We start from the raw sequence: 12,783 nt of genomic DNA, 5'->3' as shown, positions 1-12,783 counted from the left end.
GTAAGTCAATAAATAGAAAAGGATGGTTATATGATGTTAAAAGAAGATAGCATATTCAGAAATAAGAATTTCGTATTATTATGGTTAGGACAATTAGTTTCAGTTTTAGGCAGTAATTTTCATTCACTGGCAGTTATGTGGTATGTACTTGAAATTACTGGCTCTCCCGGAAAAGCAGGTATTACAATGGTATTTACTGTAGCACCAAAAGTGTTATTAAGTCCATTCACCGGTCCATTAGCTGATAGAGCAGATAGGAAAAAAATAATTGTCATATCCGATTTGATCAATGGATTACTTGTAGGGATAATTGCCATACTGTGCTACTCTGGCAATCTGGAATTATGGACTTTATATATGATATCTGCTTTTATGTCAGCGACTAGCGCGTTCTTTTCCCCTGCTATAGGAGCATCTATTCCATCTATTGTAAAAAAAGAACACTTGGTCAAGGCTAATTCACTATCACAAATATTAAGATATAGTTCTTCCATACTTGGTCCTGCTTTAGGTGGTGTATTAGTTATTCTTATAGGAATTCCAGGATTATTTTTACTTAATAGTATTTCATTCCTGTTATCTAGTTTTTCTGAGAGTTTTATAAAAATCCCTCGCCTGGATATGTCTGAGGTACAAGAATCAACATTACTAAGCGATTTCCAAGAAGGCATAAGTTATACAATAAAAAATAAAGACCTACTCCATGTGATTATCGTTGGAGGTGTAATCATAAACTTTTTATTCGCACCTTTGTCATTGATTATCGCTGTAGTTGCAAAAAAAGATCTTAATTCTGGCAGTGACGTATATGGTACACTTCTAGCTGCTATGTCTGTTGGTGGACTAATGATGTCTTTCATAATACCCAAGATAAGTAAGAAGATAGGTAATTATAAACTAATGTTCATAGGATTGACATGTGAAGGATTATTTTTGATACCATTTGCATTCATAAGTAATATATATACTGGTATAATATCTCTGCTCCTGTTAGGATGTTCTTTTGGAATTGTCAATGTTTCATTAGGTACAGTGGTCCAGACTTTAGTTCCTAATAATATTCTTGGTAGAGTATCAAGTGTTATGGGAATATTATGTTCAGTCACAGTCCCATTAGGATATTATCTTGGAGGTATTGCCTTAGAACATTATGAAACAGGTCATATTTGTATTTTTATAGGTGTCATAACAGCGATATCGGGACTAAGTACTATTCGTATAATAAGAAACGATATGATAGATGACGAAGATGATGATTCTAGAATATGTAAAGCAAGTTAAAGGGGTATGACCAGACAGCCATCCCCTTTTTTTATATCATATATTTACATACACATTACCTTAGATTTGATCAGGTATATAACCTTTGAATTGTGCTTTATACAATTTTTCATATATACCTTCACTGGCAAGCAGTTGTTCATGGGTACCTTTTTCTTTGATACCTTCTTCAGTTATAACCACAATCTCATCAGCATTCTTTATTGTAGATAATCTATGTGCAATAACGAGAGATGTTCTTCCTTTTGACAGTTTTTCAAGTGCACGTTGGATTTTTATCTCTGTTTCGTTATCAAGAGCTGACGTTGCTTCATCCAATATTAGTATAGGAGGATTCTTGAGGAATACTCTAGCTATACTTATTCTTTGTTTTTGTCCTCCTGATAGTCTTATACCTCTTTCTCCTACATTAGTATCATAACCATCTGGAAGTCCCATGATGAAGTCATGTATCTCAGCATTTTTAGCAGCTTCAATAAGTCTCTCTTCTGAAGCACTTATATCTCCATACATGATATTATCTTTGATAGTTCCAGCAAACAGAAATACATCTTGAGATACTAAGCCTATATTACTTCTTAGTGACTTTACTTTGATATCTTTTATATTCTTACCATCAATAGTAATCATTCCTTCATCTACCTCATAGAATCGTGGAATCAAGTGGCATAACGTTGTCTTACCTCCGCCTGAAGGACCTACCAACGCCAATGTCCTACCTGCATTGATATTAAGATTTATATTGTTAAGCACTTTTTCATGGTCATTATAGGAAAAGGTTACGTTATTGAAATCTATATTACCTGTAACATTCTTTAAATCTACAGCACCCAACTTGTCTTTTATCAATGGTTCTATTTCCATTAGTTCAGTAAATCTTTCAAATCCAGTCATACCAGATTCAAACTGCTGAACAAAGTTGGATAACCTTCTGATAGGCTGTAAAAATGCATTAACATACATTATGAAGGCTAATAAATCCATTATATCCATAGTTCCCTTCATGATAAGGAAACCTCCGAACCCTATAACTACCAGATTAAGAATCTTAGTTATGAATCCCATACCTACACTGAATATAGCCATATTTTTATAAGCGACGTCTTTGGAAGCTCTAAATTCTTTATTACCGAAAGTGAATTTTTCCATCTCATGTTCTTCATTAGCAAATGATTTGGACACTCTTATTCCTGAAATACTACTTTCTAATTGAGCATTCACATTAGCAATCTTTTTCTTGACATTCTTGAATCCTCTTGACATTTTTGTTCTTTGCTTAATAGCAAACCATACAAGGAAAGGAATGAATATGTATACGGCAAGAGCTAATCTCCATTCCATGAATAACATGGCAAAAAAAGCTCCAATTAACATAATAAGTGATAAGAAAAGGTCTTCAGGTCCATGGTGCGCAAGCTCAGTTATCTCATTCAGATCATTAACCATTCTAGACATTATATGTCCGGTTCTTGTCTTATCATAGAATCTAAAAGATAATGATTGAAGATGTTTGAATAAGTCTCTTCTCATATCATATTCCATTCTTACACCTAGAATATGTCCCCAGAAATCCACGATATACTGAAAAACCGATCTTATCAAATAAAGTCCTAATAACATTAATATAAATAAGAAGAAGGTTCTAAACTGGTTCTTGGGTAGTAGGTCGTTCAATGCATACCTAGATAACATTGGAACTGATAAATCTATTGATGCTATCAAAAAAGCACATATCATGTCAATTATGAATAATTTTTTGTGTGGTTTATAGTAGCTAATAAATCTCTTCAACATCTTATTGTCTTTTTTCAAAGTATCACCTCTTACATCAAATTTACATAGCAGAATTTCTGCTAGAACTCATGTAGTTTTCTATTATAACACATCTATTATTCAGTATCAATTTTTATGAAAGTTTTATTAGAATATTAGCATATAATTTCTTATGATGTATTATATATTAAATGACTAGGTAACTTTTAGAAAAATAGTTGAAAGGACGTATTCTATTGAGTATATATTCTATTGTTTTAGTTGCACTAAGTCTTTCTATGGATGCTTTTGCAGTATCTATTACCCTGGGTATCGCAAGTGATAATGATTATAATCTGACTGCTGTAAAAGCAGGTTTGTCCTTTGGATTATTTCAGGGAGGGATGGCAGGAATAGGATGGGCTTTAGGTTGTTCACTTAGAAGAGTAATCGACCCTATAGACCACTGGATAGCATTTTTATTGTTATCTGCTATAGGTATCAATTTTATAAAAGAATCCAAGAATCCTTCATTGAATGCATTATCCATTGACAGCTTGAAGGTTTTACTGACTTTGTCTTTGGCAACAAGCATTGATGCTCTTGCAACTGGAGTTACTTTTTCATTGTTGAATGCAAATATACTGATAGCTGTATGTCTGATTGGACAAATTACATATTTTGCATCTGTAATGGGAGTATTTATCGGAAAGAGTCTTAGTAAAAGTACTAAACTGCAATCATGTGTCAATATTTTAGGAGGTATAATTCTTATTATGATAGGATTGAAAATTCTTATAACTCATCTTATAAATAGCTAATAAGGGACTGTATCATAATGTGGATATAGCCATAAGCTAAAAAAACTCATTACAATACAGTCCCTATTATATCACTTATATTTCAATAGTCTTCTTTCTACATCTAATCCAAGGGTTCCTCCTGGATTCATTATATTGTCAGGGTCAAAGTGTTTTTTTAGGGTTTTTATTATATCATAACAATTTTCCCCTATTGAGTGTTCCAACCAAGGACCAAATGATTTACCAATACCATGATGGTGACTGATAGCTGCTCCATATTTTACATAGTTATCAAGGATTCCTGCTTGGTATTCTACATATTCATCCATTTCCATCCTAGCTATGAATATGAAATACAAGTTAGCACCTTGTGGGTACACATGAGACATGTGAGTAAGACAGATAGTTTCTGGTCTTGCTTTACAATATTCTCTTAGCCCTCTATGAACTTCACTCATTGTATCCCATGTTACTGAACATTCCATTGTATCAATGACAATACCGAAATCTCCTAAGGCATCTCTCATATATGGGTCTCTAAATCTACCTTTTTCCCACTGCTTAGTTGGATATCCTGTCAAATACATGGCTCCATATTTTTTACATATCTTGTGAAGCTTTTTCTTCATATTCTTACAGAATCCGATTTCTCCATCAGTGAATCCTAGGAAAAGACATCGTTCCATTTGTTTGAAACCTTTTCTCTTCATGATGGAATCAAGCTTAGTTCCCTCGACATTATATAATTTTAACATTAGACTGGTTTCTTCTGGGTCTGATAATCTAAATACAGAAGGCATTCCGAATTCACCTTGAGTTATCTCTCTAGCAGCAGCTTGAGCGTTTTCCCAGCTTGGGAATATATAGCTGAATCTGATTCTATTTTCAGGCATGTATTTGAATACTCTCAATGTTACATGAGTGAGAACACCAAATGCTCCTTCACTACCAATCATAATCTGATCTATTGAAGGTCCTGTTGCCATTGCTGGATACTCTTCTGTTTTTATTATACCTACTGGTGTTGCATATTCTTGACATATAACGATATCTTCTATCTTTCCATAGTAGCTAGAGTTTTGACCAGCTCCTCTGGTTACAACCCAACCACCTACACCAGAATACTCAAAAGACTGTGGGAAATGTCCACAAGTATAACTTCCCTTAGCTCCTAAAGTGTCTTTTGCATTATTAAGTACTCTTTCTAATTCTGGTCCTTGCATTCCTGATTCTACTGTGATAGTTTGATTCTTTTCATTGAAAGATACAACCTTATTAAAATTAACAGCTAAATCAAGGCTGACTCCACCTTTCATAGCTTCCATACCTCTTGTTACAGTTGAACCTCCAGCTTTACAGTAGATTGGAATTTTTTCACTTGAACAGTAGCTGACTATATCTTCTATCTGTGATTTATTGCTTGGATATAAAACTATATCCGGTAAGTTTTCAACAATTTTATTCCTTAGTCTCATAAGGTCTATCATGGTATTTCCATAGGAAACCCTTAATCTTGTATATGTATCCAATTTGACATTATCATTTCCAACAATCTCTCTGAACTTTTGTATTTGTTCTTCTGATAGATTGACTGGAACCTCCATATCAACTTTATCTAATCCTTCACCTTGTTTTGTTTTAAAATATTCATCATCCAGTCCAAAAGTATCTTTTATAACTTTGTACAATCTTTCATTAGGGCATTTATATTCTGTAGGATTACCCCATTTTAGTATAGATCTGAAACTTCTTTCCGGTGGAGCTTCATGTTCCCATTCTGGCATGAATCCTTTATAATTTGACATCAAATTCCTCCTTTGGATATTAAGCTCTAAGCTGTAATATCATTCATATAGTTTCAAGTGATTGCATTCTAGTTTATTTTTGCATCTGTTTATATAAGGGTTTCAATTTGTTATATACCTTAGAATAAATGTTGTCGTATATATTCTTATATACTTGAACATTTGCAGGGTTTGGTAAAAATTCATCTTTTAGATGAACCATGTTCTTAACTGCTTCATCAAATGAATTGTATTCACCTTTTGATACATATCCTACAATGGCAGCACCTAATCCAGACGTCTCGTAAGTCTGAACCCTGTAAACAGGTTTATTAAATAAATCTGCTGTTATTTGACATATAGCATCACTCTGAGAACCCCCTCCAGATACCATAATCTTTTGTATATTTATCTTAGATTTTTTCTGTATATATTGTAAACCTTCAAATAATCCGAAACCTATACCTTCTATGATTGCCCTATATATATGTATTCTTGTATGATAATCATCAAAACCTATTATTGCTCCTTTACCTTCCGGTCTCTTGGCTCCTGCCCCCCAATAAGGCTGGAATACCAATCCATCACAACCTGGCGGTATATCATTCAATCTTTTATTAAGCAATTCTTCTGGAGCTATATTCAATTCTTTTGCTTGTGTGACTTCTTTTTGAGCAAACTCCTTCTTGAACCAAGAAATCATCCAATATCCTCTATATATTTGTATTTCTGGATTATAAGCTTTTGGTATCACCGCTGGGAATGGACAAATAAATCTCAGCGCTTCGTAATATTTTCTAGAAGTGGTTTGTATAGATGCGTTGGAACCTAATGAAATGCTGGCGGTATAGTTATCAAAACACCCGACACCTAATGTTTCACAGCCTTTGTCGGAACCTCCTGCTATAACTGGAATACCTTTTTTCAATCCAGTCTCATTAGTAGCTTCATCTACTACATAGCCAATTACACCTCCTGGTGCTACCAAGTCACACAGTTTTTCTCTTTCAATATGGAATATTTGACTTTTTTGACCTCGTTTACCTTCCCACCTAAAGTGTTTATAATTAAAAGGAATATGTCCAATCTGAGAAGCAATACTGTCTTTGAATTCATGGGTTAATTTATAGTTTAAGAATCCTGATATTTGTAAATATTTATGAGTTTTCTTCCAATTCTCTGGTTCATAATCTTGTATCCAATGAGCATTACAGTTAAGACTAAAATTCTTAGCTGTTGTCATCATACCTACAGTCGTTATAGTTAACTTATGATATAGAGTCATATCTCTTGGCTTTTCAATCTTCCTCTGGTCCATCCATAGAATAGCAGGTCTTATGATTTCACCATTTTTACCAAGTAGAACACATGAATCTCTTTGTGTAGTTACAACTACTCTGTCAATTTCATTGAAGACATCTTTCTCATCTTCTTTGATCTGTCTACAAACCTCACATAAACTATTCCAATAAACATTTGGATCTTGTTCAGCCCAACCAGGCTCAACTGAGTAATAAGGGTTAAATTCTCTTTTTACTTTTACCAGTAATTTTCCGTTCTTATCAAAGATTAATCCCCTTAAACTCTGTGTACCACAATCAATTGCAAGTACATATTTTCCCATCCATAATTCCTCCCGTATCAATTACTTAGTTTTATTTTAACACAGGAATACCAGTAAAACCACTAATAAACAATATATATTTTATATGTATCTATAAACGTGAATTTATATTACACCTCCTATTAAGATAATATATGTTGACGATGTTCTAACGTCAGGTCATATAGTTGTCCGTATGTCGTCCTATTAATTTTATCATTTTTTATAAAATTATTCAAGATTATTATATGTTTCTACGAATGACTTTTAATTCACGCAAATAAATCATTTCAGAGTATTTAACCTTCTACCTTGTAACACTGATTTTTACTGGGTTTGTACACCACTGAAAATTTTTTTCAAAAAAAGTATTGACATTTTGATGAAATTACTATATAATTCATTTTGCTGTTCCTCGATAGCTCAATGGTAGAGCATTCGGCTGTTAACCGAAGGGTTGTAGGTTCGAGTCCCACTCGGGGAGTTGCTTTTAAATAATAGTTTTAAATCGTTTTGCGATCTGATTTCAAAACGGGGTGTGGCTCAGCTTGGCTAGAGCGCTTGATTTGGGTTCAAGAGGCCGCAGGTTCGAATCCTGTCACCCCGATTGTATGTGCCTGTAGCTCAGTAGGATAGAGCAGTGGCCTTCTAAGCCACGTGTCCGGGGTTCGAATCCCTGCAGGCACGCTCATTAAAAAATAATGAGCATTATACAAACATATTATTTACACTATGGGCCACTAGCTCAGTCGGCTAGAGCACTGGACTTTTAATCCAGGTGTCCCGGGTTCGAGTCCCGGGTGGCTCATTTTTTTCATCTAAAATTAGCAGTTGTGGCGGAATTGGCATACGCGCTAGACTAAGGATCTAGTGTCCGATAAGGACTTGGGGGTTCGAGTCCCCCCAACTGCATCAACGATTTTATCGCATTTATAAAGGCTATATCATTATGATATAACCTTTTTTTGATTACTTTTTATTTGGTCTAGTACGCTTAAGGCAAAAAAACGCCTGTTAATATTTTACATTAAAATATAAATTTTTTGATTTAGAATTAGTGTGCCTACTAAACAGTGCTTTAGTTCTTTATAGATTAATAGTCCTTATTGGTATCCATACTTCTACTGTGTTACTATTATCTGGGTAAACCTCTAATTGTGGTGCATTAACGATTTCATATTCTGTTGTTGGAAGCCATTCTGTAAAAATTCTTTTCCACAGTTTCTGAACTATATCTTTTGTCTCCTCTACCGATTTATACGTGTCTGAAAAAATAATCCATTTAGCCTTTGGTATTGTTACAATATCTAAGCCATTTGGTATTTTGGTATTACTTGGTTTAGTAGTATAAATGATATACTTATTTTTATAAGATCCGTCATTAGTAAAATCATAAATGGCTGCATTTAAATGCTTGTCACCAAAAGGTGTAATCCCAGCTATCTTACATATTTTTTCATATGTCCCATCTTGTAATAAATCTTTCCAGAACTTTGGAATTATCTCATATGAATCCTGTTTCATTCCAATTGTAATACTTTTACCAAATATTTCACACTCTTTTTTTTCTTCGATTCTGAACTTCATTGCTACATCTCCTTTTATTGAAATATGAAAGGATAAGCGAGAGTAGGCTTTTAATTGTACACCTTTTTTACGTGCTACCGAAGGTGTAACTCCATGCATTTTATGAAAAGCACGTGTAAATGAATCTGGAGATTCATAACCATATTTTAGAGCAATATCAATAATTTTCATATGACTATTCTCCAGTTCATAGGCTGCTAGTGTAAGCCTTCTTCTTCTGATATATTCAGAAAGTGGAATATCTAAAATAAAGGAAAACATCCTTTGAAAATGATATACAGAACAGCCAGTAGTTCTAGCTAAATGAATATAATCGATATCACTAGTAATATTGTCTTCAATATAGTCTATTGCATTATTCATTTTTTCTAGCCATTTCATTCACTTAACCTCCTTTCAATAAAAGAGTAACATTATTATTAGTTATTAACTCGACTTTTCATGCACAGTATTGTCGGCAAAAATATTCCAAATGTTTTTTACTAAAGATAGTGTTTAATTTTAACTTTTCGAGTATTATAGCAAAAATTATTTTCGTTATAGACTACTCTACTAAACAATACTTTAATCCTTATTATGGTTTTTTATTAATTTCCTAATTGTATTCTCAAAGCATCCAATTAAGCCTATTATTATACCTACTATTAAAAGAATAATACTCAGATAATAAGGAAATGTACTACCTAATTCTTGCATAGCATACATAAATTTTCCAGTAGGAGTTGTCCAACCATTTAAATTCATACATTGTATAGAAGTTGGAATATAAACAATTCCTAAAAGCATTACTCCAGCTAGTATCAATATTCCCCCAAAAACAACTTTTTTCATAAATACCTCCAAAATCAATCAAGATTAATTTGAATCTTTAACTTATTTTTTTTTTAATAATATCATTCATATAAGAATCTATATAGTAAGTTGACATTTAGTAAATATTAATCATTAAAAAACTAATACCAAACATGATAATCTTTTCTTAATATAATTGCTATTGATATAAATCTATGATAACTAATAATATACCTACAAGCAATCGTATGATATGTATTTAGTTAGCTTAATTAATATATCTTGGCATAATTGTAAACCAATATAATATAATAACAACCGTTTTAATAGTAACTGCCATAATTATTACTGATAAAATATTATTTTTTCTGTAGTTCCTAACAGTAGGCATATGTAATATTGCCATTACAATAATAATTAAAAAGTATACAATTAATAATAAATTACTCAATTTATTTTTTAAAGAGTTGTTCATATTTATTCACCTTATTTTAAATACTCTAAATTCTAACTTTAGTAACAGATAAATACCTATTAATATTAACGAATAATTTAATAATAAGTAATCAAAAAAGACCTACCTCAATAAGGAAGTAGGTCTACATTATACATTGTTTGTTACATAAGTAAAACCATACTTATACACACCTAATGGATATTTTTTTTGTCTTTTTTTAGAAAATTAATTAAAAGTGTGGCATTTTTTTCTGAGTTTAAATCCATATGAAAATGTCCAAGAATTTGTTTTAGCTCCAAATTATCTGGATTTACTAGTTCTGATTGTATCAACAAATCTTTATCTTCATAATCATATAAATAATTAATTGCTTCTTCTAGTTTTTTGTTCTTTTTATTATAAGTTGTTAATGCCATCATATTTCTTAAATAGGTTAAGCTATATAGTACTTGTTTATATTCTTCATTTGCTTCAATAGTTTCATTGTTCAGATTATTTAGAGCTGAAATTAATAGACCCATTTGCTGTTGAAACCGTTGATCAATTGATGATTGTAAATACTTATAGTTATCTACTTTATTGTAATACATAGTTCCAAGTCCTGCAATACAAATTAATAAAATTACAAGTAAAATATTTTTTTTCAATTTATTACCCTCCTTCACTGTAGCATATTTACAATAATTAAAAAAACTTTATCTATTCATATCATAAGACTTATAACTCTACTAAATTACTTGTTTCATTAATATAATATTTAATTACTTATTTCACTTTAAATGATAAGTATGGATTCGGTGACATTCTTTTAAAAAAACTAGACATTGTTACCGAAATACTACCACCTACTGGATAGGAAACACTAGGAGATATGCTGTAAGTACTCTGTTGATGTAAATATTCCGCATAGATTGATACATCAGAAACACCTGAGTCATTTACTGTAACCTTATATTGTAAATATTGACGATGATTTTTGTATTTTTTATAATAACCCGTTGCCTCCCACTTATAATCTGCCTTTAAATCTTGGGTTATTACTGTTCCTCCTGGATCTTTTGCTATAGAAGCTGGTGTTTCTGTTGAATATTCATATTGTTTAGTAACCATATCATGTTCTGTAACATCAGCCTTATATACATAATACGGTGTATATGAACTTTCTTGAGTTAAATGAGCATCATGTCCTAGACCAAACACATCTGTTTTTCTGTTTTTGGGATTAATTAACCACTCACATCTTGCCGAAAGCATATATTCTCCCCCACCAAGATCATATGCTTGTACATAGTATGACATATATCCATCTGTAGTTGTTTGATCATCTTTATATATGTCACCTAGTGAATCTGTAGTTATTGAATTGCGCATTATAGTATTTAGCAATTCTTTTTTCTTATTTTCTTCTACCTTGGTCATAGCTTGTTTTTTTGACACTTCTACAACTTCATTATCTGTTACTTTAAAATATTTCACAGATGACCCCGCTATTTTAGCATTAGCAAATTCTAATAATGCATCTTCAGTTAATAAATCATTAATATCTTCAAGTGTCCAACCAGCATTAACTAATACATTTATAGCTTGATCTCTGTTTAATCCCTTAGCTTCAACAGTAGTTACAAACATAGTAAATACCATAGTAATTATTATTGCAGTTTTCATTAATTTTTCCATTAATTTTTTCTCCTCTTTCTATACTATTATTTATCAATTTTGATATTATTAATATATCTGGTAAATAATTATTTTTCAATATATTTTATCAATTTTCGTGATTATTTTAAAAAAAGGATTTAATATTATACCTCCCCATTTATATAAGGTCAATTTATTGAAAAAGGTTACAAATAGATTTAAATTTGTTATTTTTCAACATATTTATTATGTATTTATTAGTTATATTTCCCTTCATATTCAATTATACTAATAGTATGATTTGTGAATATTTTTCACATAACAATACCACACATAAAACATGAACTTTCTCTTAGTTATGAAAATCTTTATACCAATCATTATGTCTTATTCTTTTTGATTTGCTTAATAACTTGATTTCCATATACAGCTACTGCTGGCGAAAGCAATCCATATATAAATCCCATTAAGTATTTATTAGCATTAAATCCTTCTTTAAATGCTATTCCGATGTATAGAATAGATATTATACAAGTAAAAAACAAAAGTACCAACGGAATAGTCCAATCTGGTACTTAAGGTATCTGTTTAAGGAATACCCCCATACAAAAACATATAGCTATTAATATAAGTAATTCTGGTCTAATAAATTCAACTATGATATTCCAATCCATTAATTAATCATCCTTTTCTATTTTATATTCATCAGCTTATTATTAAGTTCCTGAATCTTTTCATCTTTACTAAACAAGTCTTTAATCAAGACTAATTATTAAATCTCTAATGAATGTCATCTTTTCTACCATTACAATACTCAAATGACTAGTCTATATCATCATAATGCGTATAGAAGTAGAATGTCATCTACTATCAATTATAAAACTATTTTGATAATCCAATAAATATGTTATAATAAATATCGAAAATTAACTCGTTTCTTAGAAATACAAAAATATTGATTTAAGGAAGGAGGACAAAATTGAACACTACTGATAAATTATTGAGACACTGTAGAGAATCTATTATACATATATTACATATAAATATCATATTAAATATCTCAACAAATATAAGCGACACGAACTA

9 protein-coding genes, 5 tRNA genes and 1 pseudogene are annotated in these 12,783 nt (G+C 31.4%); 7 read left to right on the top strand and 8 right to left on the bottom strand.

Annotated elements, in window-relative coordinates; all coding sequences use genetic code 11:
* Positions 1-30 precede the first annotated feature (30 nt).
* Positions 31-1,281, top strand: a complete 1,251-nt coding sequence (locus HYG85_RS15920; RefSeq protein ID WP_212690468.1) for an MFS transporter — start codon at positions 31-33, stop codon at positions 1,279-1,281.
* A gap of 60 nt (positions 1,282-1,341) precedes the next feature.
* Here HYG85_RS15920 and HYG85_RS15915 read toward each other — a convergent pair whose 3' ends face one another.
* Entirely contained in the window at positions 1,342-3,093 is a 1,752-nt protein-coding gene (locus HYG85_RS15915; protein ID WP_330619114.1) for an ABC transporter ATP-binding protein, read from the bottom strand.
* Between the two features lie 197 nt (positions 3,094-3,290).
* Between HYG85_RS15915 and HYG85_RS15910 the strand changes: the two genes are divergently transcribed.
* Positions 3,291-3,854 (top strand): manganese efflux pump MntP, encoded by a 564-nt coding sequence (locus HYG85_RS15910; protein ID WP_212690467.1) that lies wholly within the window; start codon positions 3,291-3,293, stop codon positions 3,852-3,854.
* A gap of 71 nt (positions 3,855-3,925) precedes the next feature.
* Here the strand turns inward: HYG85_RS15910 and HYG85_RS15905 are convergent, their stop codons facing one another.
* Both HYG85_RS15905 and HYG85_RS15900 read right to left on the bottom strand, forming a co-directional pair.
* On the bottom strand, positions 3,926-5,641 hold the full coding sequence (locus HYG85_RS15905) for an FAD-binding oxidoreductase (RefSeq protein ID WP_244971209.1): 1,716 nt from the start codon (positions 5,639-5,641) through the stop codon (positions 3,926-3,928).
* A gap of 73 nt (positions 5,642-5,714) precedes the next feature.
* Positions 5,715-7,244, bottom strand: coding sequence for an FGGY-family carbohydrate kinase (locus tag HYG85_RS15900; protein WP_212690465.1), 1,530 nt, complete (start codon positions 7,242-7,244; stop codon positions 5,715-5,717).
* A 391-nt stretch (positions 7,245-7,635) separates the two neighbouring features.
* Here HYG85_RS15900 and HYG85_RS15895 point away from each other — a divergent pair.
* From HYG85_RS15895 to HYG85_RS15875, 5 genes are all read left to right on the top strand, one after another.
* Positions 7,636-7,707: transfer RNA gene (locus HYG85_RS15895), tRNA-Asn, on the top strand.
* Between the two features lie 48 nt (positions 7,708-7,755).
* A tRNA-Pro gene (locus tag HYG85_RS15890) sits at positions 7,756-7,830 on the top strand.
* 6 nt (positions 7,831-7,836) lie between these two features.
* Positions 7,837-7,910, top strand: a tRNA-Arg gene (locus tag HYG85_RS15885).
* A gap of 47 nt (positions 7,911-7,957) precedes the next feature.
* Positions 7,958-8,031 (top strand) — tRNA-Lys (locus HYG85_RS15880).
* Between the two features lie 19 nt (positions 8,032-8,050).
* A tRNA-Leu gene (locus tag HYG85_RS15875) sits at positions 8,051-8,135 on the top strand.
* A gap of 174 nt (positions 8,136-8,309) precedes the next feature.
* Here HYG85_RS15875 and HYG85_RS15870 read toward each other — a convergent pair.
* From HYG85_RS15870 to HYG85_RS24815, 5 genes and pseudogenes are all read right to left on the bottom strand, one after another.
* Positions 8,310-9,191 carry an AraC family transcriptional regulator gene (locus HYG85_RS15870; RefSeq protein WP_212690464.1) on the bottom strand — a complete coding sequence of 294 codons (882 nt, stop codon included), beginning with the start codon at positions 9,189-9,191 and terminating at the stop codon, positions 8,310-8,312.
* 183 nt (positions 9,192-9,374) lie between these two features.
* On the bottom strand, positions 9,375-9,641 hold the full coding sequence (locus tag HYG85_RS15865; protein WP_212690463.1) for a hypothetical protein: 267 nt from the start codon (positions 9,639-9,641) through the stop codon (positions 9,375-9,377).
* A 609-nt stretch (positions 9,642-10,250) separates the two neighbouring features.
* Positions 10,251-10,706 (bottom strand): hypothetical protein, encoded by a 456-nt coding sequence (locus tag HYG85_RS15860; protein WP_212690462.1) that lies wholly within the window; start codon positions 10,704-10,706, stop codon positions 10,251-10,253.
* A gap of 118 nt (positions 10,707-10,824) precedes the next feature.
* The gene (locus HYG85_RS15855) at positions 10,825-11,736 is read right to left on the bottom strand and encodes a hypothetical protein (protein ID WP_212690461.1); all 912 of its coding nucleotides are present in this window, start codon (positions 11,734-11,736) and stop codon (positions 10,825-10,827) included.
* A gap of 341 nt (positions 11,737-12,077) precedes the next feature.
* Positions 12,078-12,260: pseudogene (locus HYG85_RS24815) on the bottom strand (phage holin family protein); the annotation flags it as partial.
* Positions 12,261-12,783 lie beyond the last annotated feature (523 nt).

The sequence above is a fragment of the Vallitalea guaymasensis genome, assembly GCF_018141425.1.
GTDB classification, from domain to species: domain Bacteria; phylum Bacillota; class Clostridia; order Lachnospirales; family Vallitaleaceae; genus Vallitalea; species Vallitalea guaymasensis.
Note: the sequence above shows the minus strand (reverse complement) of the source record. Positions and strands in the feature narration are given on the sequence as shown.

What these genes read in the sequence shown, in the direction of transcription:
- HYG85_RS15920 (WP_212690468.1), top strand. Translation starts at nt 31, where the DNA reads ATGATGTTAAAAGAAGATAGCATATTCAGAAATAAGAATTTCGTATTA.
- HYG85_RS15905 (WP_244971209.1), bottom strand. Translation starts at nt 5,641, where the DNA reads ATGTCAAATTATAAAGGATTCATGCCAGAATGGGAACATGAAGCTCCA.
- HYG85_RS15900 (WP_212690465.1), bottom strand. Translation starts at nt 7,244, where the DNA reads ATGGGAAAATATGTACTTGCAATTGATTGTGGTACACAGAGTTTAAGG.
- HYG85_RS15870 (WP_212690464.1), bottom strand. Translation starts at nt 9,191, where the DNA reads ATGAAATGGCTAGAAAAAATGAATAATGCAATAGACTATATTGAAGAC.
- HYG85_RS15865 (WP_212690463.1), bottom strand. Translation starts at nt 9,641, where the DNA reads ATGAAAAAAGTTGTTTTTGGGGGAATATTGATACTAGCTGGAGTAATG.
- HYG85_RS15855 (WP_212690461.1), bottom strand. Translation starts at nt 11,736, where the DNA reads ATGGAAAAATTAATGAAAACTGCAATAATAATTACTATGGTATTTACT.